This is a genomic window from Mycobacterium neglectum, assembly GCF_002591975.1.
GTDB lineage: Bacteria > Actinomycetota > Actinomycetes > Mycobacteriales > Mycobacteriaceae > Mycobacterium > Mycobacterium neglectum.
In genome coordinates, this window is record NZ_NVQE01000013.1 from 22,547 (window position 1) to 45,328 (window position 22,782).

22 protein-coding genes are annotated in these 22,782 nt (G+C 66.1%); 8 read left to right on the plus strand and 14 right to left on the minus strand.

Annotated features, from left to right (window positions below; all coding sequences use genetic code 11):
- Positions 1-56: 56 nt before the first annotated feature.
- Positions 57-1,586 carry a glycerol-3-phosphate dehydrogenase/oxidase gene (locus CSQ99_RS12545; protein WP_176560999.1) on the minus strand — a complete coding sequence of 510 codons (1,530 nt, stop codon included), beginning with the start codon at positions 1,584-1,586 and terminating at the stop codon, positions 57-59.
- A complete protein-coding gene (locus CSQ99_RS12550) occupies positions 1,583-2,164 on the minus strand; it encodes a TetR/AcrR family transcriptional regulator (RefSeq protein WP_099039370.1) in 582 nt (193 codons plus the stop codon). Before CSQ99_RS12550 ends, CSQ99_RS12545 begins: the two co-directional genes overlap by 4 nt.
- 59 nt (positions 2,165-2,223) lie before the next feature.
- Between CSQ99_RS12550 and CSQ99_RS12555 the strand changes: the two genes are divergently transcribed.
- Both CSQ99_RS12555 and CSQ99_RS12560 read left to right on the plus strand, forming a co-directional pair.
- Positions 2,224-3,822 (plus strand): FAD-binding oxidoreductase, encoded by a 1,599-nt coding sequence (locus CSQ99_RS12555; RefSeq protein ID WP_099039455.1) that lies wholly within the window; start codon positions 2,224-2,226, stop codon positions 3,820-3,822.
- Positions 3,823-3,842: 20 nt separating this feature from the next.
- Positions 3,843-4,736, plus strand: coding sequence for a diacylglycerol kinase (locus tag CSQ99_RS12560; protein WP_342746696.1), 894 nt, complete (start codon positions 3,843-3,845; stop codon positions 4,734-4,736).
- Here the strand turns inward: CSQ99_RS12560 and CSQ99_RS12565 are convergent.
- The 6 genes from CSQ99_RS12565 to CSQ99_RS12590 all read right to left on the minus strand — a co-directional run bounded on the left by CSQ99_RS12565 (position 4,705) and on the right by CSQ99_RS12590 (position 10,444).
- Positions 4,705-5,001 (minus strand): DUF732 domain-containing protein, encoded by a 297-nt coding sequence (locus CSQ99_RS12565; RefSeq protein WP_099039372.1) that lies wholly within the window; start codon positions 4,999-5,001, stop codon positions 4,705-4,707. The genes CSQ99_RS12560 and CSQ99_RS12565 overlap by 32 nt on opposite strands.
- A 102-nt stretch (positions 5,002-5,103) precedes the next feature.
- The gene (locus tag CSQ99_RS12570; RefSeq protein WP_099039456.1) at positions 5,104-5,616 is read right to left on the minus strand and encodes a DUF3145 domain-containing protein; all 513 of its coding nucleotides are present in this window, start codon (positions 5,614-5,616) and stop codon (positions 5,104-5,106) included.
- Between the two features lie 108 nt (positions 5,617-5,724).
- The gene (locus CSQ99_RS12575) at positions 5,725-6,549 is read right to left on the minus strand and encodes a serine hydrolase domain-containing protein (protein WP_099039373.1); all 825 of its coding nucleotides are present in this window, start codon (positions 6,547-6,549) and stop codon (positions 5,725-5,727) included.
- 10 nt (positions 6,550-6,559) lie between these two features.
- Positions 6,560-7,528 carry a homocysteine S-methyltransferase family protein gene (locus CSQ99_RS12580; RefSeq protein ID WP_099039374.1) on the minus strand — a complete coding sequence of 323 codons (969 nt, stop codon included), beginning with the start codon at positions 7,526-7,528 and terminating at the stop codon, positions 6,560-6,562.
- Positions 7,529-7,651: 123 nt separating this feature from the next.
- Positions 7,652-9,286, minus strand: coding sequence for a LuxR family transcriptional regulator (locus tag CSQ99_RS12585; protein ID WP_099039375.1), 1,635 nt, complete (start codon positions 9,284-9,286; stop codon positions 7,652-7,654).
- Positions 9,287-9,370: 84 nt separating this feature from the next.
- On the minus strand, positions 9,371-10,444 hold the full coding sequence (locus CSQ99_RS12590; RefSeq protein ID WP_099039457.1) for a class I SAM-dependent methyltransferase: 1,074 nt from the start codon (positions 10,442-10,444) through the stop codon (positions 9,371-9,373).
- A gap of 242 nt (positions 10,445-10,686) precedes the next feature.
- Here CSQ99_RS12590 and CSQ99_RS12595 point away from each other — a divergent pair, with 242 nt between their 5' ends.
- Both CSQ99_RS12595 and CSQ99_RS12600 read left to right on the plus strand, forming a co-directional pair.
- Positions 10,687-11,772 (plus strand): S-(hydroxymethyl)mycothiol dehydrogenase, encoded by a 1,086-nt coding sequence (locus tag CSQ99_RS12595; protein WP_099039376.1) that lies wholly within the window; start codon positions 10,687-10,689, stop codon positions 11,770-11,772.
- On the plus strand, positions 11,769-12,395 hold the full coding sequence (locus tag CSQ99_RS12600; protein ID WP_099039377.1) for an MBL fold metallo-hydrolase: 627 nt from the start codon (positions 11,769-11,771) through the stop codon (positions 12,393-12,395). The genes CSQ99_RS12595 and CSQ99_RS12600 overlap by 4 nt, the downstream gene beginning before the upstream one ends.
- A 76-nt stretch (positions 12,396-12,471) precedes the next feature.
- On the opposite strand, the gene CSQ99_RS12605 is transcribed toward CSQ99_RS12600, so the two are convergent.
- Positions 12,472-13,203: an SHOCT domain-containing protein gene (locus CSQ99_RS12605; RefSeq protein WP_099039378.1), complete on the minus strand. Its 732-nt coding sequence runs from the start codon at positions 13,201-13,203 to the stop codon at positions 12,472-12,474.
- A 42-nt stretch (positions 13,204-13,245) separates the two neighbouring features.
- Positions 13,246-13,911, minus strand: coding sequence for a TetR/AcrR family transcriptional regulator (locus tag CSQ99_RS12610; protein WP_245908880.1), 666 nt, complete (start codon positions 13,909-13,911; stop codon positions 13,246-13,248).
- 92 nt (positions 13,912-14,003) lie between these two features.
- On the opposite strand from CSQ99_RS12610, the gene CSQ99_RS12615 reads away from it, so the two are divergent.
- Positions 14,004-14,951 (plus strand): SDR family oxidoreductase, encoded by a 948-nt coding sequence (locus tag CSQ99_RS12615; RefSeq protein WP_099039458.1) that lies wholly within the window; start codon positions 14,004-14,006, stop codon positions 14,949-14,951.
- 60 nt (positions 14,952-15,011) lie between these two features.
- The gene (locus tag CSQ99_RS12620) at positions 15,012-16,100 is read left to right on the plus strand and encodes a class I SAM-dependent methyltransferase (protein WP_099039380.1); all 1,089 of its coding nucleotides are present in this window, start codon (positions 15,012-15,014) and stop codon (positions 16,098-16,100) included.
- Between the two features lie 3 nt (positions 16,101-16,103).
- On the opposite strand, the gene CSQ99_RS12625 is transcribed toward CSQ99_RS12620, so the two are convergent.
- A complete protein-coding gene (locus tag CSQ99_RS12625) occupies positions 16,104-17,066 on the minus strand; it encodes a GlxA family transcriptional regulator (protein WP_099039381.1) in 963 nt (320 codons plus the stop codon).
- Positions 17,067-17,159: 93 nt separating this feature from the next.
- Here CSQ99_RS12625 and CSQ99_RS12630 point away from each other — a divergent pair, with 93 nt between their 5' ends.
- Together CSQ99_RS12630 and CSQ99_RS12635 are read left to right on the plus strand one after the other, a co-directional pair.
- Entirely contained in the window at positions 17,160-17,789 is a 630-nt protein-coding gene (locus CSQ99_RS12630) for a DJ-1/PfpI family protein (RefSeq protein WP_099039459.1), read from the plus strand.
- Positions 17,786-18,085: a hypothetical protein gene (locus tag CSQ99_RS12635; RefSeq protein ID WP_099039460.1), complete on the plus strand. Its 300-nt coding sequence runs from the start codon at positions 17,786-17,788 to the stop codon at positions 18,083-18,085. The genes CSQ99_RS12630 and CSQ99_RS12635 overlap by 4 nt, the downstream gene beginning before the upstream one ends.
- On the opposite strand, the gene CSQ99_RS12640 is transcribed toward CSQ99_RS12635, so the two are convergent.
- The 3 genes from CSQ99_RS12640 to CSQ99_RS12650 form a co-directional block, all read right to left on the minus strand.
- Positions 18,082-19,830 carry an acyl-CoA dehydrogenase family protein gene (locus tag CSQ99_RS12640; RefSeq protein ID WP_099039382.1) on the minus strand — a complete coding sequence of 583 codons (1,749 nt, stop codon included), beginning with the start codon at positions 19,828-19,830 and terminating at the stop codon, positions 18,082-18,084. The genes CSQ99_RS12635 and CSQ99_RS12640 overlap by 4 nt on opposite strands.
- Positions 19,831-19,857: 27 nt before the next feature.
- Entirely contained in the window at positions 19,858-21,612 is a 1,755-nt protein-coding gene (locus tag CSQ99_RS12645) for an Hsp70 family protein (protein ID WP_099039461.1), read from the minus strand.
- 64 nt (positions 21,613-21,676) lie between these two features.
- Complete coding sequence (locus CSQ99_RS12650; protein ID WP_141562661.1) at positions 21,677-22,747, minus strand: NAD(P)H-dependent amine dehydrogenase family protein; 1,071 nt, start codon at positions 22,745-22,747, stop codon at positions 21,677-21,679.
- Positions 22,748-22,782: the final 35 nt, after the last annotated feature.

The window sequence follows — 22,782 nt, forward strand, 5'->3', positions numbered from 1 at the left end:
GGCCACTTATCGCACGCATTTTCGTCAATGCTGTTCCATAAGTGGCCATTCGTCGTTCAGTTCACAAATTCCTTGGCCACATCGATCACTCGGTCGCGATCGGCGGCGACCAGCCCGATGCGGGTGCGACGGTCCACGATGTCGTCGACGGTCAGCGCGCCTTCGTGTGACACGGCGTACTCGAATTCCGCGCGTATGACGTCGATCCCGTCGGCCACCGGCTCCCTGGGCCGTTCGCAGCTCGCGGCGGCGATCACGTTCGGCGCCTCCGCGCCATAGCGCGCGACCAGCGAGCCGAGCAGTTCGACCGGGGAACGCAGCGTCGCAACGGGATTCGAGGGTGCGCCCACCAGCGGCAGGTTTCGGGTGCGGCAGCCTGCGGCCGTCAGGCCGCGCAATGCGACGGCCCGGTCGAGGACATCCTCTGCCATGAAACGGTATTCGGTCAGCTTGCCGCCGATGACACTGAGCACGCCGGACGGCGACTCGACAACCCTATGCTCGCGTGACACGTCCGCGGTGCGCCCCTCACCTGCGTCGATCAGCGGGCGCAACCCCGCGTATGCGCCGATCACGTCGTCGGGGCCGAGCGCGACATCCAGCGCGGTGTTGACCGTGTCCAACAGGAACGAGGTCTCCTCCGCAGTAGGTTGCGGCACATCGGGTATCGGGCCCGGCGCATCTTCGTCGGTGAGACCGAGGTACACCCGACCCAGCTGTTCGGGCATCGCGAACACGAAGCGATTGATCTCCCCCGGAATCGGGATCGTCAGTGCGGCGACCGGGTTACCGAATGCCGCGGCATCGAACACGAGATGCGTTCCCCGGCTGGGTCGCAGGCGCACCGAGGGGTCCACCTCCCCCGCCCACACACCGCTGGCGTTGACCACGGCGCGGGCGGACACCTCGAACGACTCCCCGGATCGCTGATCGGTCAACGTCACCGAGGTGCCCGTCGCGTTGGATGCTGCAACGTGCGTCAGGATCTTGGCGCCGTGCTGGGCGGCGGTGCGGGCCACCGCGGCGACCAGGCGTGCATCATCGATCAGCTGACCGTCATAAGCGAGCAGGCCGCCGGCCAGTCCGTCGCGCCGCACCGTTGGCGCGAGGTCGACGGCGCGGCGCGCGTCGATCCGCCGTGACCGCGGCAGCGTCGACGACGGAGTGCCCGCGAGCTTGCGCAGCCCATCACCGGCTACGAATCCGAACCGCACCAGCGCCCGCGAGGCGGTGTTCATCGACGGCAGCAGCGGAACCAGCTGGGGCATTGCCTTGACGAGGTGAGGGGCGTTGCGCGTCATCAGGATTCCGCGTTCGACCGCGCTGCGCCGGGCGATGCCGACGTTGCCCGTCGCGAGATATCGCAGGCCGCCGTGTACCAGCTTGCTGCTCCATCGGCTGGTGCCGAAGGCCAGGTCGCGCTTCTCGACCAGGGCAACGCTGAGCCCACGCGTCGCGGCGTCCAACGCAATGCCGACGCCGGTGATGCCGCCGCCGATCACGACGATGTCGATGGTGTCACCGTCGGCCAGCGCCGCGAGTTCGGAGGTGCGACGGGCGTCGTTGAGTGCGGTTGAGGTGGTCACCGTTTGAGGTATCCGTTCAATGAGTGGGCGAGCTCGACGGCGAGTGCGTCGGCATCGAGGATGGGCGCGACGATCTGTCCGGACTGGATCGTCGACTGGCTGATCAGCAGGCACATCGCCGCGAGCTGTCGGGGATCGCCGGAGCGAACGCTGCCTTCTTCCTGCGCGAGCTTGATATCGGAGGCGACCGCGTCGAGGAGGACCTGCTGGCTGGTCCCCAGCCGTTCGGCGATGTAGATCATCGCCAGGTCGGGCGCGCTGCGCAGCACCGACATGACCACGTCGTCGCGACGCAACCGCTCGGCGATCGTCACGATTCGCTCGACCAGCGCCTCGCGGCCGGTCCCCTGACTGGGCACGTCGTCGAGCACGCCGATGATCCGCGAGGTCAGCAGCGCCGCCAGCACCGAACGCGTATCGGGCCATCGCCGATACACCGTCGGCCTGCTGACCTGGGCGCGGCGGGCGATCTCGGCCAGCGTCACCCGGTCCACACCGAAGGCCAGCACGCAGTCGGCCGCCGCGGTGAGGATACGGTCCCCGATCGTCGGCGGTGAATCGTTACTGATTGACAGCATATGTAATACTGTAACGCATGACGCGTCCGGATGACCAACAGACCGCAATGCTGCCCCCGATGAAGTGGAATGCATGGGGTGATCCCGCGGCGGCGACACCGCTGTCCGACGGGATTCGGGCCCTGCTGAAGCAGGCGCTCGGCGTCGACGGCGCGACCACACCGGACCTCGAGGCGCAGGACGTCGAGCTTCGTCCTTCTGCGCTGACGGACGCCCACTCCGACAGGCTGGCCCAGATCGTCGGAGCCGCGTACTGCCGTGTCGACGACCAGGCCCGACTGCTCCGCGCCGGCGGCAAATCGACGCTGGACCTGTTGCGCCGCAAGGATTCCGGTGTCCAAGATGCGCCCGACGCGGTACTCCTGCCTGGCAGCGACGACGAGATCGCCGCGATCCTGCGGTACTGCTCTGACAGTGCCGGCCGACGTGAAGGGGGTATCGCGATCGTCCCGTTCGGTGGCGGAACGAGTGTGGTCGGCGGCCTTGACCCGATCCGCGGCGATTTCAGCGCGGTGGTCTCCCTGGATCTGCGCCGCCTGACGGAGCTGCATTCACTCGACGAGGTCTCCGGCGAGGCCGAACTCGGCGCCGGGCTCACCGGCCCAGAGGCCGAACGCCTGCTCGCCGAACGCGGCTTCTCCCTCGGCCACTTCCCGCAGAGTTTCCAGTTCGCGACCATCGGCGGATTCGCCGCCACCCGGTCCTCCGGCCAGGACTCGGCGGGTTACGGCCGCTTCAATGACATGGTGCGCGGCCTGCGAACGGTCACTCCGGCGGGCGTACTCGACCTCGGTCGCGCCCCGGAGTCGGCCGCCGGCCCTGACCTGCGGCAGTTGATGATCGGCTCGGAGGGCGTGTTCGGCATCATCACCCGCGTGCGGGTGAAGGTGCACCCGGTCCCCGCGGCCACCAGCTATGAGGCGTGGTCGTTCCCCGACTTCGCGACCGGGGCCGACGCGCTGCGCGCCGTCGTGCAGACCGGCGCCGGGCCGACGGTCATCCGGTTGTCCGACGAGGCCGAGACCGGGGTGAACCTGGCCACCACCGAGCGCATCGGCGAACAGCAGATCACTGGCGGCTGCCTGGCGATCACGGCGTTCGAGGGCAGCCAGGCCCATGTCGAGAGTCGTCATGCCGAAACGCGCGCGGTGATGCAGGCCGCCGGTGGCACTTCGCTCGGCGAGGCCCCGGCCCGCGCCTGGGAGCACGGCCGGTTCAACGCGCCGTATCTTCGTGACTCACTGCTCGCCGCGGGTGCGCTGTGCGAGACGCTGGAGACCGCGACGAACTGGTCCAACGTTCCCGCACTCAAGGCGGCGGTCACCGAGGCACTGACGAAGTCTCTCGGCGAATCCGGCACACCGGCACTGGTGCTGTGCCACATTTCGCATGTGTATCCGACCGGAGCCTCGTTGTACTTCACCGTCGTCGCCGGGCAGCGCGGGAATCCGATAGAGCAGTGGCACAAGGCGAAGACGGCCGCATCGGAGGCCATGATGCGCACGGGCGCGACGATCACCCACCACCACGCCGTCGGCGCCGATCACCGTCCGTGGATGCGCGACGAGATCGGCGATCTCGGCGTTGAGGTGTTGCGGGCCGTCAAGACGACGCTGGACCCGGCCGGAATTCTCAACCCCGGCAAGCTGATTCCGTGACAGAGCTCGGCCGCGTCACGATGCTGACTAATCCGGCATCGGGGCACGGGAGTGCCCCACACGCCGCCGAGCGCGCCGTCACGCGGCTACACAAGCGCGGCATCGACGTCGTCGCCATCGCGGGCACCGACGCCGAGCATGCGAGACGACTCGTCGACGGCGCCCTCGAGCGCGGCATGGACGCTCTGGTCGTTGTCGGCGGTGACGGCATCATCTCGCTCGCACTGCAGGTGCTCGCGCAGACCGACATCCCGCTCGGCATCATCCCGTCGGGCACCGGTAACGACCATGCACGCGAATTCGGTATCCCCGCAAAGGATCCCGAGGCGGCCGCCGACATCATCGTCGACGGCGTCGTGAAGACCGTCGACCTGGGGCGCATCAGGGGGGTCGACGGCACCGACAAGTGGTTCGGCACCGTGATGGCCGCAGGGTTCGACTCGTTGGTCACCGACCGGACCAACCGGATGCGGTGGCCGCACGGCCGGATGCGCTACAACGTCGCGATGGTCGCCGAGCTGTCCAAGTTGCGACTGCTGCCCTTCAGCCTGACATTCGACGGTCGCGAGCTGGACACGGAATTGACGCTGGCCGCCTTCGGCAACACCAAGAGCTATGGCGGCGGCATGCTGATCTGTCCGGACGCGGATCCCACCGATGGAATGCTCGACGTCACGATGGTGGCGTCGGCGTCGCGCACGAAGCTGATCCGGTTGTTCCCCACCGTGTTCAAGGGCACGCACATCGACCTCGATGAAGTGCGCACCGAGCGTGCTCGCACGATCACCGTCGACTCACCGGGCATCAACGCCTACGCCGACGGTGAGTACGCGTGCGCGCTTCCGGCCGAAGTGTCGGCGGTACCCGGGGCCCTGAAGATCCTTACCGCAGCGGGCAATACACCGCGAGGCTGATACCGACGAACGAGCTCGCCTGCGCCGGATCCAATCCGAACTCACCGGCAATCCGCGCCGCGATCAGGTCGCGGGCGAGCCCACTGGTCGATGAGTCGCAGGCCAGATTGCCTGCCGTGATCGCGGTTTCCGGCGATATCGGCAGCCCGAGCCCGTCCAGAGCGCTCAGAAGAGCATCGGTGGCCGGTGATGCCGATGCGGTTGAAGCGGTGAGCAGTGCGCCGGCAGCGAAGGCCGTTGCGGTGAGAATACGGATCGTGATCATGTCGTCTCGCCTCCTGAGGATGACGACAGTCTCACCGCAATTGCGCGCCGACGGCGCAAATCAGCAAATTTCTCGCGCGAACTTCTGTGGCGCGAGCGTCGGCTACCCGACTCCGCGGGTCAGCCAGCTCACCTCGGCGGAGTCACCGCCGTCGCGATACGGCTCGAGCGCCTCGTCCCACGCAGTGCCCAGCACCGTATCGAGCTCGACGGCCAGGGTGTCGGCACCCGACGACATCAGCGTCCGCAGCCGCATCTCGCCGACCATCACGTCGCCGTTGGCGCTCATCGTGCCGCTCCACATTCCGAGCTGGGGGGTATGGCACCAGCGGTGACCGTCGACCCCTGCGCTGGGGTCCTCGGTGACTTCGAATCGCAGCACCGACCACGAACGCAGCGCATTGGCCAGGGCGGCCCCGGTACCGACCGGGCCGATCCAGTTGGTGACGGCGCGCAGTTGCCCCGGCATGGCGGGCTGCGGCGTCCACTTCAGGTTTGCCCGCGCAGACAGGGTCGACGACAACGCCCACTCGACATGCGGGGACACCGCAGCGGGAGAAGCATGGATGTACACCACGCCAGTCGCCGCCTCGGCGAATTGGTTCGCTGCACGCATTTGCTGCTCCTTCGGCTCCACGAGGGACGTCTTCCCCAAGCGACCTGGCGGTTCCGAATTACAGCTGTGTCGTGCGTGTCTATTGTGCCCTGTGAGGCGCCTGTTGCGCTAGTCTGCGTCGAATTCTCTCAGGACTCCATCAGAGAGCGCGGGCCAGCGCGAATACGCCCAGTCGCCGAAATTGCGGTCCGTGAGCGCCACGAGCGCCAGTTCCGCCTGCGGATCAACCCACAAAAACGTCCCTGACTGGCCAAAATGCCCGTAGGTGCCGCCCGAGTTCGCCGAGCCCGTCCAGTGCGGCGACTTGCCGTTCCTGATCTCGAAACCAAGGCCCCAGTCATTCGGTCGCTGCGTTCCGAATCCGGGTAAGACCCCCGACAGGCCCGGGAACTGCACTTCGGTGGCCTCGGTGTGCATCTGCTGGGAGACCGTCGCGGGCCGCAGCAGGTCCCCGGCGAAGGCGACCAGGTCGGCGACGGTCGACGTCGCGCCGTAGCCCGCCGCCTCAGCCCCGCCGGCCAGCGTGGTGTCCGACATGCCGAGCGGCTCGCAGATCGCCTCGGTCAGGTATCGCGCGAACTCGATGCCCGACGCCCGCTCGATCTCCGCGGCCAAGACCCCGAATCCGTAGTTCGAATACACCCGACGCTTGCCGGGTTCGGCCATCAGGTCCGCCGAGTGCATCGCGTACCCCGACGCGTGCGCGAGCAGATGGCGCACGGTCGATCCGGGCGGGCCCGCTTCAGTGTCGAGTTCGACGGCGCCCTCCTCTACCGCGACCTGCGCGGCCCTGGCCACCAGCGGCTTGGTCACCGACGCCAACTCGAACCGGTGCTCCAGGTCGCCGTGCCGAGCCAGAATGCCGGACGGACCAATTACCGCGGCGGCGACGGTTGAGACCGGCCACTCTTCGATCGCATCAAGCGCTGCCACGCATTGCAGCCTATTCGGCGCTCCATGCCGCGCAGATCGCAGCCACATGGCGGGCATCGGTGCCGCAGCATCCACCGAGCACCGTCACGGCCGGTAATCGGTGTCGCAGACCGGCGTGCCGGGCCGCGAGGTCGTCAGGATCGCCCTCGTCGAGGTCGGTGGATTCATCAAGTTCGGCGTGACTCCTCGACGAGGCATTGGCGCGCAGCCCGACGAGCCGCGTCCGCCAAGCACCGTCGTGGTCGAGCGCCTCCGCAAAATGTGTCGGATGCGCACAATTGACCATGAAATATGCTGCGCCGCTCTTTGTTTCGGCGTCCACCTGCTCGATAGCCTCACGTAGCGGCTGTCCTGTCGGCAGCCGGCCATCGGTCTCGACGGTGAACGAAACCGCGGCGGGAATGCCTGCCGCGGCCGCGGCCCGCACGACACCGATCCCCTCTGCCGCGTTGGTCATCGTGATTGCGGTGACCTGGTCGGCAGTCGTATCGGCGAAGGTCCCGATCTGGACCGCGTGATAGCGCTCGGCCTCCTCAGCAGTCATCGCGTCTCGCGGGTCATAGCCGTCGCCGCGTGGCCCCACACAGCCGCTCACCACCGCGGTCAGGCCGTCGGACATCGCGGCAGCGCGGACCTCCTCGGCGAGATCCACCGCCGCGCGGTTGACCGCGTCGAGTTGTTCTGGTGAGTAGCCGAGCTGCGCGGCCCAGTCGGGATTGGCGCGCCACGTCGGTGTCTCGATGACGAAACCTGCGCCGTGCCTGCGTGCGATGGCCAGGTATCCGTCGTAATAGCGACGCAGCCGGTCACGGGTCGCCGGGTTGTCGAGCAGTGGGAACGCGGCGAAGGCCGGAAGGTCGATGCCGTCGTGGAAGACCAACTCGGTCTCCAGCCCGCCGTCCGTCACGAACAGGGCGTCGCCGGTCAGTTGGGGAAGTCGTGCTCGCCGACCGGTTTCGGCGGTGTCAATGCTGGTCATGGTTGTCTCCTGAACCGAAATCAATATGTACTGGTCACGCTATGCGTCCGCGCCGTCGCTCCTCATCGGGCGATCGATGTGTCTTCTGAGCCCAACGTGGTGCAAACCATGTAGGCCGTCACGTCATTCGGCGGGACGGCCCACATGGTTCACGACGTTGTTGGCGTACGCCCATGACACCGCCGCCGTGCGCGACGAGACACCGAGCTTGGCGAAGATGTTCGCCAGGTGGCGACCCACCGTCTTGTCGCTTATGAAGAGCGCTTCGGCCACTTGCCTGTTGGTCGCCCCGCTGGCGATGCCGGTGAGAATCTCGATCTCGCGCCGAGTCAGGCCGGCTGGCACCGGAGCCGAGGCGGTGCTGACCTTGAGGCCGAGCTGGGTGTAGATACTTTGCGCGGTCGCTGCATCTGCCACCGCAATCTCGTTGTCTCCCAGAGCTTTATGCACAGTCGCCAGGTATTCGTACACCTGAGCCGTCTCATAGCGGCACTGCTGCGTTCGGTATTCTCGCAACGCCACCTGGAGCACTTCGAGTGCCGGACCGTAGTCGCCGCGCCGCACCAGGACCGCTCCGCGGGCGTGTGCCGCCCAGGCTTTGAAGCCGGGAGTGCCGAAAGCCTCTGCTCCGCTTTCGAGTTCGCGGCACAGCTTCTCGGCTTCATCGAGGGTGCCGCGGTCCAATGCCACCTGGACCGCAGGGCGCAGCAAGCGCATCCGGCCGACGCGGTCCTGCCACGCCAAACACGCCTGTAAAGCGGTCCACGCGGACTCGCTGTCACCTTGGCTGTGCTGCAGCAGTGCCTCTCCGGGTTGGGGGTCGACGCCTAGCAATCGGGCCTGCGCGAACGCCGCGACCGCGCCGTCGACATCGCCACGCAGTCTGCGTATCTCGCCGAGTTCGTAAAAACCCTCAGCGGCGGCAAACAGGTTGACGTCCTGAAGCTTTCGGCTTGCCACGAACAACCGGTCTTCGACCAACCGGTAATCCTCCGTCGCGGTCAACAGCTGCAAACGGTGCATCTCGCATACCCCGCCGTACACCACTGAAGCGACGTCCTCACACCATCGCTCCATCGACTGCGTCCATGCCCGCATTCGCGGAAGATCGGCAACCCGGTTGCAGTGGTGCAGGACGAGGCAGTAGACGTCACCGGCCCACTCAATTGGGAGCTCTTCGGCGACCACAGGCAGCATTGCCTCGTCAAGATGCCCGAACGCGTCGGGCATCCTCGCTTCACCAATCGCGGCGAGGGCCTCGACCACGGCGCAAAGAGATGCCATTGCGGGGCTGTCGAGGCGCGCGGACATCTCTCGCAGGGTCTCGACCTGCCGTTCAAGCGCATCGGCGTCTCCGACGCAGGTCGCGATGTATGCGTCGAGATAGGCCAGGTACCCGCCGGTCGGGCTGTCCGGTGCAACCTCAAGCAGGCGGCGCGCGCGGTTCATCCACCCCTGGCCTACGTTGAGATCGCCGCGGGTGAGCCAGGCCAGCGCCACGTCGACGGCCTTCGCCGCCGCCGCAATCGGATCGCTTCGGGACAGTTGTTTGAACACCTGCTCCGAATATCGAAGCGATTCCTTGCACCGGCCAATCCGCCACGCTGCGGCGGCTAGTGCGTCGAGATCGTCGGTGCCGAGCGGGGCGGCCTGACTTGCCCGGACGAAGGCTTCATGGCTGGCCGCCCAATCGCGCCGGAGATGCGCGCCGCGCGCCGACAGCAACAGAGCGTTGTGTCCGTCGAGTTGCGTTTCCATCCTGATCGCACGCTATGCCACCTCGCGGGCGGCATCGGCCTTTTGGCCACGCCGGTTCGAGACCCTGCGAGCGAACCTCGCATTTCACTTGCGCGCGATGTAGTAATTGTTGATCGGATCCGACTCGATCTCCCGGACCGCAACGTCTCCGAAGCCGGCGTCGGCGAGCATCGTCGTCGCGAGTTGCTTACCCCACGCTGTTCCGAGGCCATCGCCGTCGAGTCCCAACGACACGCTCATGCAGTGCATCGCCGAAACGGTGTAGAGGTACGGGGCGAAAGGCACGCCGACGTTGTCCTCGAGGTTGCTCGACGCTTTGATATCAACCATCAGGAAGACCCCTCCGGGCCGCAACGCGCGGAAGATGTTCTCCAGCACCCGCGCCGGGTGGGCCTGGTCATGTATCGCGTCGAAAGCGGTGATGACGTCGTACTCGTCGACCCCGTCGAATTCTGCGACGTCGCGTGCAATGAACGACGCATTGGTGAGGCCCGACCGGGCAGCCTCGGCACGACCGACGCCGAGGCCTTCGTCGGAGAAGTCGATTCCGGTGAACCGGCTGGTCGGAAAGGCCTGCGCCATCACATTGATGGCATGTCCACTGCCGCAGCCGAAGTCGGCCACGTCCACGCCTGCGCGTAGCCGTTCGGGAAGGCCGTCGGCCATCGGGAGGATCACATCGACCAGCGCCGCGTCGAACACCTCCCCGCTCTCCTCGGCCATCAGCGTGTGGAAGCGCGGATACTCGCCGTAGGAGAGCCCACCGCCGGAGCGGAAGCAGCCGATCACCTTCTGCTCGACCTCGGCCAGCAGCGGAATGAATTGAGCGACGCGCGAGAGGTTGTCGGGGCCCGCGGCGCGGGTGAGCACCGCGGCACGATGCGGCGGCAGCGCGTACGTCCGCGCCGTTGGGTCGTATTCGACGACCCGCGCCGCTACGACCCCGCCGAGCCACTCCCGGACATACCGCTCGTTGAGACCCGCGGCATCGGCGATCTGAGCACTGCTCGCCGGCGGAAGCTCGGCAAGTGTGTCGAACAACTTGGTCTGATGTCCGATCGACAGCAGAATGGCCAGGCTGGCGCTGTCAATCGCACCCACAATGCGGTCGGCGAAGTCCTCGGTGGTGTCGGCGTTTGTATGGTCGATGGTTGTCATTGGCATTGTCCCTGCTAGGTCAGTAATTCCTGCGATGCTGTCGATACCACAACGGGCGATGAACCTGCTCGGTTCGAACCGAATTCATTTGACGTTGGACGTGGGCAACGCTACGTCCACTCGCACCGCCCGCATATCGGGAATTTGATGTGTCTCACGTCAGCCGCGTGGTGTGAACGCTGTAGTGGCGAGGGTCCGGGAGCACCGTGCCGGCTTTGCATTGAGGACGCTATGTTGTCCCCATGAGTCAGAGGGTGCGGGGTGTGATTTCGCGGGCGAAGGGTGAGCCGGTCGAGTTGGTGGAGGTGGTGATCCCCGATCCGGGTCCGGGCGAGGTGGTGGTCGACGTGATCGCCTGCGGGGTGTGTCATACCGATCTGACGTATCGCGAGGGCGGGATCAACGACGAGTTTCCCTTTCTGCTCGGTCATGAAGCCGCAGGCACCGTGGAATCGGTGGGTGCGGGTGTGACGAATGTGGAGCCCGGCGATTTCGTGATCCTGAACTGGCGTGCGGTGTGCGGGCAGTGCCGGGCGTGTAAGCGCGGGCGCCCGCACCTGTGTTTTGACACCTATAACGCCGAGCAGCCGATGACGTTGACCGATGGCACCGCGCTGACTGCGGCGTTGGGCATCGGCGCGTTCGCCGACAAGACGCTGGTGCATGAGGGTCAGTGCACCAAGGTCGACCCGGCCGCCGACCCGGCGGTGGCCGGCCTGCTGGGGTGCGGGGTGATGGCCGGTATCGGCGCGGCGATCAACACCGGCGCGATCAACCGTGACGACACCGTGGCGGTGATCGGCTGCGGCGGTGTGGGTGACGCCGCGATCGCCGGTGCGGCGCTGGTCGGTGCGCGGCGCATCATCGCGGTGGACACCGACAACAAGAAGCTGGACTGGGCGCGCGGCTTTGGCGCCACCCACACCATCAACGCCGGTGAGCTCGACCCGGTGGCCACCATCCAGGATTTGACCGACGGGTTCGGTGCGGACGTGGTGATCGACGCCGTCGGTCGCCCCGAGACCTGGAAGCAGGCGTTCTACGCGCGGGATCTGGCCGGAACCGTTGTCCTGGTGGGTGTCCCGACCCCGGACATGACGTTGGAGATGCCGCTGATCGACTTCTTCTCCCGCGGCGGATCCTTGAAGAGCTCCTGGTACGGCGACTGCCTGCCCGAGCGTGACTTCCCCACGTTGATCAGCCTCTACCTGCAGGGCCGGCTGCCGCTGGAGCGCTTTGTCTCCGAACGCATCGGCTTGGAGGATATTGAGTCGGCCTTCCACAAGATGCACGCCGGCGAGGTCCTGCGCTCAGTGGTGATCCTATGAGCGAGAACATTTCACGCGTCGTAACTTCCGGCACGTTCGAACTCGACGGCGGGTCCTGGGAAGTCGACAACAACATCTGGCTCGTCGGAGATGACACCGACGTCGTGGTGTTCGATGCCGCCCATGACGCGGGCCCGATCGTGATGGCCGTCGGCGGCCGCAATGTAGTCGCGGTGGTGTGTACGCACGGGCACAACGACCACATCACCGTGGCCCCCGAACTGTCGGCGGCGCTGGACGCACCCATCCTGCTGCACCCCGCCGACGACGTGCTGTGGCGAATGACTCACCCCGACAAGGATTTCCGGACTGTCAACGACGGTGAGACGCTGCAGGTCGCAGGCGTCGAACTGCATGCGCTGCATACTCCCGGACACTCGCCGGGTTCGGTGTGCTGGCACGCACCCGAACTCAACGCCGTTTTCAGTGGCGACACCCTGTTCCAGGGTGGCCCCGGCGCGACCGGCCGGTCATACTCCGACTTCCCCACAATTCTGTCCTCGATCTCCGAGCGGCTCGGAAAGCTGCCAGGCGACACCGTGGTCTACACCGGACACGGCGACACCACGACCATCGGCGATGAGATCGTCAACTACGACGACTGGGTCAAACGCGGCAGCTGAGCTGCCAATCGAGCTGGGCAGCTGAGCTGCCAATCGAGCTGGGCAGCTGAGCTGCCAATCGAGCAGGGCAGCTGAGCTAGTTCCCGTCGAGGATGCGGCGCTTCTCGGCCGTGTACTCGTCCTCGGTCAGCGCGCCGGAGTCCCTCAGCGCGGCCAGCTGCCTGATCTGTTCCAGCCGGACGCCCTGATCGGTCGGCGTATAGCTGGCCGTGGGTTCGGGATTCCGGGTCGGCGGGTCACTCGTGACCTGCTCGTCCGGTTCCAGAGGTCGCGCCTTCTTGGCCACCCGCGCCGACCAGATCAACGCGGCGAAAAGGTCGAACAGCGCGAAGACGAAGAGACCACCGAAGATCCACAGCACCCATCCGTGAGAGCTGTCGTGTCCGAATGCCAACCTCGGTGCGATGTAACCGTCGACGGATCCGTTGGTCTCGACCTCATAGGTACCTGCTTGCGGAATCTGTACCGTCCAGATCCGCACTCGTATGTCACTGTTGACCGACGTTGTCCCGCCGATGTTTTCGGTGACCGTGGGCTCTGAAAGTCCGCCGGTCGGCTTGATGCCGAAACTCAGGTCCGGGATCGGGAATCCACTCGTCGGCCTGCCCGTGGTCACCGTGTGGAAACTCACGGTCATCTCGCCCGCGGGGAGCTCCAGGGCGGTCGAGCCGGGGATCGGAAGCTCACCGTAGGCGTTGAACTTGTCGAGTACGAAGGTGTTCAGCACGAGCGTGGCGACGAAGCCAAGAACCGACACGACCAACGTGAGAATGGAAACCACGATGAGGATCCGTGGCGCGCGCTTCATGGCCGAAAGTGTGTCACGCCTCGGGCTGAAAGTCTGGTATGCCTAAGCTTGCGCCGCCGCGCCAATCAGCCAGGTCTGCAGACCAAATCGCAGTCCTTCGCCGAATCTTTGGCCCGGATCGGGAAGCCCGATCTCCGCAATCGCGGCCCGCACGGGTTCGGTGGGTACCGAGAACGGATACGCGCCAGCGGTCAGCATGAGCGACCCCTCGGCGAAGAATGCGGTGAACTCCGTAGGCAGCCAGGGCAGATGTCTGTCCACCAGTTGGGCCAGCGCTGCGATCCGCTGCATCGCCCGCGCCTTGAAGTCGCGGGCGAACTCATGCGAGATATTGCGCTCCAGCACCGACGCCATCGACCCGAGCAGCTCGCCCAATAGCGGGCGCGTTACCACCGAATCGGCGACCACCGTCGCGACCCGGATCTCGTTGGCGTAGCCCGGCTTTCTGGCTCGGGGCCGGCCTAGACGGTCTTCAATGTCGCTGAGCCACATAGCGAATTCCTCGTCGAGCACCTCGAGGAAGATGGCCTCACGGCTGTCGAAATACCGCAGGACGTTGGACTTGGCCAGCCCCACCCGATCCGAGAGCTCCCGCAGGCTGATGTCGCCGACCGTCTTCTCGGCGAGCATTTCGCGTGCCACGTTCATGATCGCCAGGCGCCGGGCCGCCATCTGCTCGGGACGGCGGGCACGCTGAAACGACGTCACAAAACCTTGACAGTATCAGACCAACGGGCTCTTGTTATCAGACCAATGGTTCGTTATTGTTCGGTTATCCACCCGACTCAGAGGAGAATTTCATGGTGAACGTCCGCGAAGTGACGATCCCCGATCAGTCCGGAAGGCTCGCGGTCGTCACGGGCGCCAATTCCGGCCTCGGTCTCGGCACCGCTACCCGCTTGGCCGCCGCAGGCGCCGATGTCATCATGGCGATCCGCAACCGCGCGAAGGGCGAGGCGGCGGTCGAGCAGATCCGTGCAACGGTTCCCGACGCGAAGCTGACCATCAAGGCGCTCGACCTGTCGTCGCTGGCCAGCGTCAAAGCTCTCGGCGAGGAACTCAATGCCGAGGGACGACCGATCGATCTCCTCATCAACAATGCAGGCATCATGCAGCCGCCGCAGCGAGAAACGACCGCCGACGGATTCGAGTTGCAGTTCGGCGGTAACCATCTCGGTCACTTCGCACTGACCGGGCACCTTCTGCCGCTGCTGCGCGCAGCCGACGGTGCACGGGTGACAACACTGAGCAGCTCCGCGGCGCGGTTCGGCGGCATCAAGTTCGACGATCTGCAGTGGGAGAAGCGGTACAACGCCACTCTGGCTTATGCGCAGTCCAAGTCCGCGAACCTGATGTTCGCGATCGAGTTGGACCGCAGGAGCAAGCAGGCGGGGTGGGGCATCCTCTCGAACGCCGCACATCCCGGTTTGTGCAAGACGAATTTGCAGCTGAGCGGCCCCTCACACGGCAAGGCGAGCCCAACCCTGCTGGAGCGCTTCTACCGGACCAGCAGGCAGGCCGTGCCGTTCATGTGGCAGGACATCGACGAAGGCATTCTGCCCACGCTGTATGGCGCGACCGCCCCTGAGGCCAACGGCGCTGCGTTCTACGGACCGCGGGGATTCCTCGAGCTCGCAGGTGGCGGCGTCACGGACGCCAAGATCCTGGCCCGCGCGAGCAACGAGGCCGACGGTCGCAGGCTATGGGAGATCTCAGAGCGGCTGACTTCGGTGACCTATCCGGCGTAAGGGGACTACCGTCGTAGCTGACGATATTTCTGCCGTTGCCCGCACGTCCCGGAGGTCGCGATGCCTGAGTCAAGCATCGTCGTGCGGCCCGAGCCGATGGAGAGCGGCTCCTACACGGCCAGCTCCCGGCTTCAGGCCGCCGGGCTCCCCGCGGCGATGGCGATTTTCGAGAAGGCAGCCGACGCGGTTCCGCTTCCGAAGCCGCCGCAACCGATCGTCATCGCTGATTACGGGGCATCCACCGGCCATAACTCCCTGCTTCCGATGGGCGCCGCCATTACGTTGCTGCGCAAGCGAACTCGGCAAGACCATTCAATCCTGGTCGTACACACCGACCTGCCCGACAACGATTTCACGGCGATGTTTCAGACACTCACCGACGACCCGGACAGTTACCTTCGCAAAGATGCGGCAACGTTTGCCTCGGCCGTTGGGCGCTCGTTCTACGCCCAGATCCTGCCCTCCAACAGTGTCAACCTGGGCTGGAGTTCATGGGCGATCCAATGGCTCAGCCGCGTACCCGCACCAATTCCCGATCACATCCACGTCGCGTATAGCAGCGACGGACGCGTTCGCGCCGAATATGCACGTCAGGCCGCACACGACTGGCATGAGTTCGTCGCGTTTCGCGGCCGGGAGTTGGCGCCAGGCGGGCGGATAGTGGTGATGACGCCCGGTGTCGACGAGTCAGGCGATTTCGGGTACCACCCGCTCCTGGACAGCATGTACGACGCGGTGAGTGAGCTCACCGCGGCAGGCGTGATCACCGAGGACGAACAGCATCGGATGATCCTACCGATCGCCGGACGCAGCGCGGCCGACTTCCGTGCGTGCTTCGCCCCCTCTGGGCGGTTCGAGGGTCTCGAGATCGAGCAACTCGAGCTGTTCAACGCCGAAGACCGCTTCTTCAAGCAGTACCAAACCGACAGGGATGCAGACGCTTTCGGTGCACAGTGGGCAATGTTCTGCCGAGCTGCGGCATTCCCCACCTTTGCGAGCGCGCTCGACGGCGGCCACGATGACCCGCGCCGGGCGACGTTCTTCGATCAGCTCGAGGCCGGGGTGGCCAGCCGGTTGGCGGCCACTCCGGAGCAGACTCAGATCCCGATGGCGCATGTGGTGCTGGTCAAGAAGCAATCGAAGTCGTAGCGATCAACCCGCCATTCGCTCACGAAACGTGTTGCGATAGTTCAGCGGTGCAACTCCGGTCAGCCGGCGGAACTGTTCGCGGAAGTTGGCCGGAGAGGTGAATCCGACCTCACGACCGATCTTTTCGACGCCGTACCCGGTGCTCTCGAGCAACTGCTGCGCATGCCGGACGCGTACGCCGGTCAGCCACTGCATCGGCGTCTGCCCCGTCTCGGCCTGGAAACGTCGGTTCAGGGTTCGTGCGCTCACCGAGGCACGGGCGGCGATGTCGTGCAGTGTCACGTCCCGATGTGCCTCCTGTTCGATCCATGCGAGCACGTCGTCGAGTTCGGTGCGCTCGGCAATGTGCTTGACAGCGGCCTGGTTTCGGAGGATGAACTGCGCCTGTCCCCCACTGCGGTGCAGGGGCGCGACGGCAAGGCGTGCCGCGTCGGCGGCCACCGACGCACCGTAATCGCGGACGATCATGTGCAGGCAGAGGTCCAATCCGGCCGATGCGCCCGCCGATGTCAGCACCTGCCCCTCGTCGACGTAGAGGACGTCGGCGTCCAGATCGACGGCGGGGAAGCGCGCACGGAACAACTCGGCGGCGATCCAATGTGTCGTTGCGCGCTTACCGTTCAGCAATCCGGTGTCGGCCAGGGTGAAAGCACCTGAGCAGATCGACGCGATCCGCACTCCGCGGGCGTGGGCGGCCGTCAATGCCGCCAGCACCTCGTCGGGGGTTTCGACGGTGGGATCGTTGCGGCCGGGGATGACGATGGTGTCCGCCTCGGCCAGCGCCTCGAGGCCGTGGGCGGTGACGATGCGGAACGGACCTGCCGAGACCTCCGGTTGCGTTCCGCACACCACGATGCGGTATCCCGGTGCACCAGAGGGCAACCGCGCCCTGCCGAACGCCTCGACCGGTGTCGCCAGGTCGAACGCGATGGTGTCGGGAAGTGCCAGGACCGCGACGACGTGCATTCGGGGACCATAACAGGACCGATGGCAATATTTCAGCGTGAGGTGGCGATCTTGCCACTGTTCTGCCGCTCACGACTTGTCGACGATGACCGTATGTACGCACAAATCGTGTTGTTCGACGGCTTTGACCCGCTCGATGCCACCGCACCGTTCGAAGTGCTCGCCGCGGGCAGCGATGCGGCCGGAGGCGACCTCGAGGTCGAACTGGTGTCGGCCGAGGGGCCGAGGGACGTGGTGAGCGGGACCCTGCACATGGTGCTGCGCGCCACCGCGCAACTCGACCCAGCCAAACCCGGCTTCGTCGTCGTGCCCGGCGCCTCGGGTCCGATCGAGGGTGACCCCGACGAGATCGACACCATTCCCGTGCTGCTCGCGCGGTTCGCCGAATCGGCGGCGATCCCCCTGCTGCGCAAGGCCATGGAGAATCCCGACGTCACCGTCGCCACCGTCTGCGGTGGGTCACTCGCACTGGCAATGGCGGGTCTGCTGGAGGGCCGCAACGCGGTCACCCACCATCTCGGCATGGATCTACTCGAGGCCACCGGCGTGAACGCGGTGAATGCGCGCGTCGTCGATGACGGCGATCTCGTGACGTCAGGGGCGGTGACATCCGGCCTGGACCTCGGGCTGCACCTCCTCGAACGCACCTACGGCGCACACGTCGCGCTCGCGGTCGAGGACCTGTTCGCCTACGAACGGCGCGGAACGGTGTGGACGCGATGAGCATCCTCGGAGACTGGGACGTCACGATCAAGACGCCGATCGGGTCGCTGGCCGTGGCCTATACGTTCACCGAGCAGGACGGCACCCTCGCGGGATCGGCGACCGGTAAGGACGAAACCGTACCGCTACAGGGCATCGTCGTTGACGGGCAACGGATCACGTGGCGCCAGTCGGTGGCCAAGCCGATGCGGCTCAACCTCGACTTCGACGTCGTCGTCGATGGCGACCGGCTCACCGGGCATTCCCGTGCCGGCCGCCTGCCGCGCTCGGCGGTGACGGGCGAGCGCCGTCGCTAGGGCGCCATCTCGTAGGCGCCGTCGTAGGCCTTCACACGTTCCCAGACGCGGTGGAACCGTTCGGCGTCGGGCAGCGGATTGCGGATTGCGCCCAGCGCCCAGTCCTGCTGGGCCGTCGTCGCCGTCGGCTTACCGTGCAGCGCAACGGCATACATATTGAAGTCGCGCACCTGGAAGTCGAAGATCTGGTCGACCATGTCGGAATCCAGCCCCGTCAGCGCGGCCTGCTCCAGAATCAGCTGCCCGTACACGATCAGTGAGAACAGGTGCCCGACGTTGAGCAGGAAGTCCAGGTCCTTCTGCTGGTCGGCGTCGGGTGCTGCGGTGAGAAGAAACTCCCGGAACGCCTTGGCCTGGTCGTAGAACACCGCGACATTGGGGACGTCGGCATGCTCTTCATAGACCGGCGTCCAGTCCGCGAACTGCACCTTGCCGGCACCGCGGGTCGGTCCCTGATTCCAGAAGAAGGTGTCGTCCGCGGCGTCGTTGCGCATCGGGATCTCGGGGTACTCCTTGGGATTGAGCATGTAGTTCGGCATGAACTTCAACACCAATCCGACGTTCACGTGCACCGTGCCCTCGAGTCGCGGCAGGGTGCCGATGAACTGTGCGACTTCGCGGAACATCGTGTTCTTCTCGTATCCCTTGGCGGCGATCACGTCGTGCAGAGCCCGCAGCACGGTTTCGCCCTCCATGGTGACCTTGGCCTTGGTCATCGGGTTGAACAGCAGGTAGCGCCGGTCCTCCAGGCTCGCGGCCCGGAAGTAGTCCACCGAGCGCTGGCTGAACAGTTTCATCGCGATCAGCCGGGAGTATGCGTCGACGAAGTTGGTTCGTACATGGGTGAATTCGGTGACCGGGTTGCCGTACAGGATGCGGTTCTGTGCGTGGGTGATCGCCTCGTAGAAGGCGTGCTCGGTCATGCCGATCGAGCAGGAGCACAGGTTGAACTTGCCGACATTGACCGTATTCAGTGCCGCGGCAAAGGCTTCCACGCCGGTGTGCAGAATGTCTTCCTCGCGCACCGGATAATCCTCGAGCCGGAAGGTGCTGACGTAGATCTGCATGTGCACGACATTGTCGATCAGGTGGTAGTTCTCGTGCCGGCTGTCGGCGGCGAACCAGATGTAAGCGTCCTGACCCTGGACGTCCCCACGCCGGCCGAACACCGACACCATGCTGGCGACGTTGCCGTTGCCGATGTAGTACTTCTCCCCCGTCGCGCGGTAGAGGATGCCGTTGGCGCGGTCCTCCTCGCTCGCCGGCGCCAGCACCATGTCGGTGTTGTAGACGTCGGCGCCGCGTGTACGTTCGGACAGCCCGAAGGCCATCACTTCTCCGGCCTCCAGATCGTCGGCGGCCCTCAGCTTGGCGTCCTTGTTCTCGCTCTGCCAGATGGGCCCCAGACCGAGGATGGTGACCTGTTCGGTGTACCAGTACGTCAACCCATAAAAACCGAGGATTTCCGAGAGGGCGGCGTTGCGTGCGGCGTCCCAGCGCTTGTCCGGATTGCCCGCGGCGAACTCCGAAGGCGTGAGGAACGTCGCGAACAACTTCTCGCGCTTGACGAAGTCGACGAAATCGCCGGGCCATTGCGCGGCCAGATCGTCGTCGAGGATGCGCTTCTTGCCCTGACCTTCGAACCAATCGATGGTCGCGCGCAGTAACCGGCGCGTCTCGGCATCGAACTGGGCTGGGTCGTAGGTGTTCGGGTCGAAGAGCAAGCCGTCGGTCTGGGTCGTCATGGCGCCAGCCTAGGACTGCCGCCGAACCTAGGGCGCCGGTTGTGGCGGTTGGATCGGGTTCGGGACGAACGGCAGACCCGGAATGGTTTCGTAGGGCAGCGTCGGGATGGTCGGTGGCGGCGGCGCACTGCTCGGCGGCGGCGCAGTCGTCGTCGGCGGTGGCGGTTCGGTGGTCGGCGGGGGCGGACTCGTCGGTGGCGGTTCGGACGGCGGCGGAGTGGTCGGCTGCGGCTCGGGCGGTGGCGCCGTGACCGTCTCGGTCACCGGGGGCGGCTCCTGCGTGCCGGTCTCCGGTGGCGGAGCTTGCGGTGCCGACGGCGGAGGCTCCGCTGCGCTGGTGGTCGGTGGCGGCGGGGCGGTGGTCGACGCGGGAGCCGGCGGGGTGTCGCCGGAGCGTAGGACGAACATCAGCGCCGCCGCCAGTGCAATCAGCACCACGAGTACGCCTGCCGCCATGGCGACCTGGGGTCGGCGGTACCACGGCAGCGACCGCGCTGCGCGCTCGTCGTCCTGCGGGTCACGCTGGAAGTCGATCTGCGGCCGGAGGTCGTCGGGGTCGGCGGGCGGGTCGTAGTCGTACGGATCGGCCTGCGCGACGTCTGGAACGTCGTTCGCGTCCGACCATGCCAGTGCGCCGAACTTTCCCGACGGTGCCACCTCGTCGGCAGGCGCAGCCAGTTCGGGTGCCATCGCCGTCGCCGCGGCAGCCGAAGACGCCGCGGCGGCCATCGCGGTCTGCCCGTCCTCGACCGTTCCTCGCACGGCCGTCACGCCGCCGCCGATCGCCGCGGTCAACTCTGGCTGGCCGTTCGTGATGACCGGTACCCGGAAGCGTTCGGACAACGTCGTCGTGATGATCGGGATTCGCGCTCCCCCGCCCACCGATGCCACTACCGCCAGCTCGCGAACACCATTGCGCTGCAACGTGTCTTGAAGTACTCCCGCGAAGTCGGCCACAGGTTGCCTGATCGCGTCGTCGAGCTCGTTACGAGTCAGCCGCACCTCGCCGCGATGCCCGGGGACATCCGCCATCAGCGAGGTGACACTCTCGGTGGACAACCGCTCCTTGGCGCCGCGGCACTGGCCCCGCAGCGCGGTGAGCGATCCGATCGCCGACGTCCCGGACAGGTCGATGCTTCCGGCGGCGGACAGGTCGTTGATCACGTGGGTGAGCAATGCCTGGTCGACGAGATCGCCGGAGAGATCGGTGTGGCGAACGGTCGGGGCGAGCGGCGCGTAACCGGCGTCGGCGTCGACGAGCGTGACGCTCGTCCCGCTGCCGCCGAAGTCACATAGCGCGATGACACCGCGGGTCGGCACACCCGGGTCGTCCCGCAACGCCGTCAACGCCGCGGTGGCATCGGAGACCAGAGTCACGGGACCTGGGTCGCTGAACTCCGGCACCGCGGCCAACGCGCTGCGCAGGCCCTCGACGGCCGCCTGGGGCCAGTGCGCCGGGTATGACACCGCGACCGGCTCGGCAGGCCGCCTGCCCCCCGTGAGCGTGAGGAGCAGTGCGCGCAACGCGTCGGCGAGCACTCCGTCGGCCTGGTGCATCGAGCCGTCGGCGGCAACGATGCCGACCGGGTCGCCGACGCGATCGACAAAGTCGGTGAGGATCAGTCCGCGCTCGTTGAGGTTGGGATTCTCGCTCGGAACGCCGACCTCGGGCGGCCGGTGGGGAAAGCGCGTCAGCACCGAGGTGCGCGTCACGGCCGCCCGGCCGACGGCTACCGCGGCCAGGCGTGTGGCCCCTATCGAGAGCCCTACCCCGTCAGACATCATTTCCCGTCTAGATCTAAAAGCTATCGGAGATGTCCATCTGATCCGACGGCCGAAGTGTTACTCAGCGGATGGTCCCGACCCCCGGAATCAGTGGTAGATCCAATGCGGTGACCCAGCCCGGCGACAGCTCGTTGATGGCAGGCACCGCATTGAGCGCGCGCAGACCGGTGGAGAGGCAGCCGGCGGCGGCCGCGTCGCGCCCCGAGCCGTCGGTGAATCTGAACGCGGTCTCCTGGAAGATGCTCGGCGTGCCCTCGATGTCGACGCGGTAGACGTCGTTCTGGTTGCCCGTCGGCCAGTCAGGGGCGGCGTCGTCGCCGATCCGGTTGACGTGCTCGAGCTGGATCCGGGTCTCGCCCTGGTACCGGCCGTTGATGGTGAACCGGACGGCCGCGACGTGTCCTGCGGGGATGACGCCCTTGGCGGACTTGCGCTCGTTGGGTGTCACCCACTTGTCGTATGTGGTGGTGATCTCGTCGAGCATGATGCCCGCCGCATGCGCGATCATCGGAACTGTTCCGCCCCAGGCGAACACCAGGATGTCCGGGGTTTCGAGCATTGCCTTTTTCTCGGGCGGCCTGCCGATGCCCATCTCACGCTCGTAGTCGCCGGTGTAATTGGTGTAGTCCAGCAGTTCGGATGCTCGAACGGTGCGGACCTCCGAGCACAGGCCCATCAGCGTCAACGGGAACAGATCGTTGGCGAAGCCGGGGTCGATGCCCGTGGTGAAGCACGACGCCTCGCCCAGCTCACAGGCCTCGGTGATGGGTTCGATCCAGTTCGGCGGGTTGAGGTGCATCGTCGGCCACACCCACGGCGTCATGGCCGTCGAGCTGACGTCGATCCCGGCCCGCAGGAACCGGGTGATCAGGGCGATGTTCTCCTCGGCGTGCGCGGCCGTCGGTCCGTAGTGCACCAGCGCGTCGGGCTTGAGCGCGATGAGGGCGTCGATGTCGTCAGTGGCCGTGATTCCCAGGGTGGTGCCGAGTTCGCAGATCTCACCGACGTCCCGGCCCACTTTGTCGGGATTGCTCACTCCAACGCCGACCAATTCGAACAACGGGTGCTTGATGATCTCGGCGATCACCATCTTGCCGACGAAGCCGGTGCCCCAGATGACGATCCGCTTGATCTGTACCCGTGTCGTAGGTCCACTGTTATGAGAGT

Coding starts and splice junctions, on each gene's coding strand:
- CSQ99_RS12550 (WP_099039370.1), bottom strand. CDS start 2,164: ATGCTGTCAATCAGTAACGATTCACCGCCGACGATCGGGGACCGTATC.
- CSQ99_RS12555 (WP_099039455.1), top strand. CDS start 2,224: ATGAAGTGGAATGCATGGGGTGATCCCGCGGCGGCGACACCGCTGTCC.
- CSQ99_RS12560 (WP_342746696.1), top strand. CDS start 3,843: ATGCTGACTAATCCGGCATCGGGGCACGGGAGTGCCCCACACGCCGCC.
- CSQ99_RS12565 (WP_099039372.1), bottom strand. CDS start 5,001: ATGATCACGATCCGTATTCTCACCGCAACGGCCTTCGCTGCCGGCGCA.
- CSQ99_RS12570 (WP_099039456.1), bottom strand. CDS start 5,616: ATGCGTGCAGCGAACCAATTCGCCGAGGCGGCGACTGGCGTGGTGTAC.
- CSQ99_RS12580 (WP_099039374.1), bottom strand. CDS start 7,528: ATGACCAGCATTGACACCGCCGAAACCGGTCGGCGAGCACGACTTCCC.
- CSQ99_RS12585 (WP_099039375.1), bottom strand. CDS start 9,286: ATGGAAACGCAACTCGACGGACACAACGCTCTGTTGCTGTCGGCGCGC.
- CSQ99_RS12590 (WP_099039457.1), bottom strand. CDS start 10,444: ATGACAACCATCGACCATACAAACGCCGACACCACCGAGGACTTCGCC.
- CSQ99_RS12595 (WP_099039376.1), top strand. CDS start 10,687: ATGAGTCAGAGGGTGCGGGGTGTGATTTCGCGGGCGAAGGGTGAGCCG.
- CSQ99_RS12600 (WP_099039377.1), top strand. CDS start 11,769: ATGAGCGAGAACATTTCACGCGTCGTAACTTCCGGCACGTTCGAACTC.
- CSQ99_RS12605 (WP_099039378.1), bottom strand. CDS start 13,203: ATGAAGCGCGCGCCACGGATCCTCATCGTGGTTTCCATTCTCACGTTG.
- CSQ99_RS12615 (WP_099039458.1), top strand. CDS start 14,004: ATGGTGAACGTCCGCGAAGTGACGATCCCCGATCAGTCCGGAAGGCTC.
- CSQ99_RS12620 (WP_099039380.1), top strand. CDS start 15,012: ATGCCTGAGTCAAGCATCGTCGTGCGGCCCGAGCCGATGGAGAGCGGC.
- CSQ99_RS12625 (WP_099039381.1), bottom strand. CDS start 17,066: ATGCACGTCGTCGCGGTCCTGGCACTTCCCGACACCATCGCGTTCGAC.
- CSQ99_RS12630 (WP_099039459.1), top strand. CDS start 17,160: ATGTACGCACAAATCGTGTTGTTCGACGGCTTTGACCCGCTCGATGCC.
- CSQ99_RS12635 (WP_099039460.1), top strand. CDS start 17,786: ATGAGCATCCTCGGAGACTGGGACGTCACGATCAAGACGCCGATCGGG.
- CSQ99_RS12640 (WP_099039382.1), bottom strand. CDS start 19,830: ATGACGACCCAGACCGACGGCTTGCTCTTCGACCCGAACACCTACGAC.
- CSQ99_RS12645 (WP_099039461.1), bottom strand. CDS start 21,612: ATGTCTGACGGGGTAGGGCTCTCGATAGGGGCCACACGCCTGGCCGCG.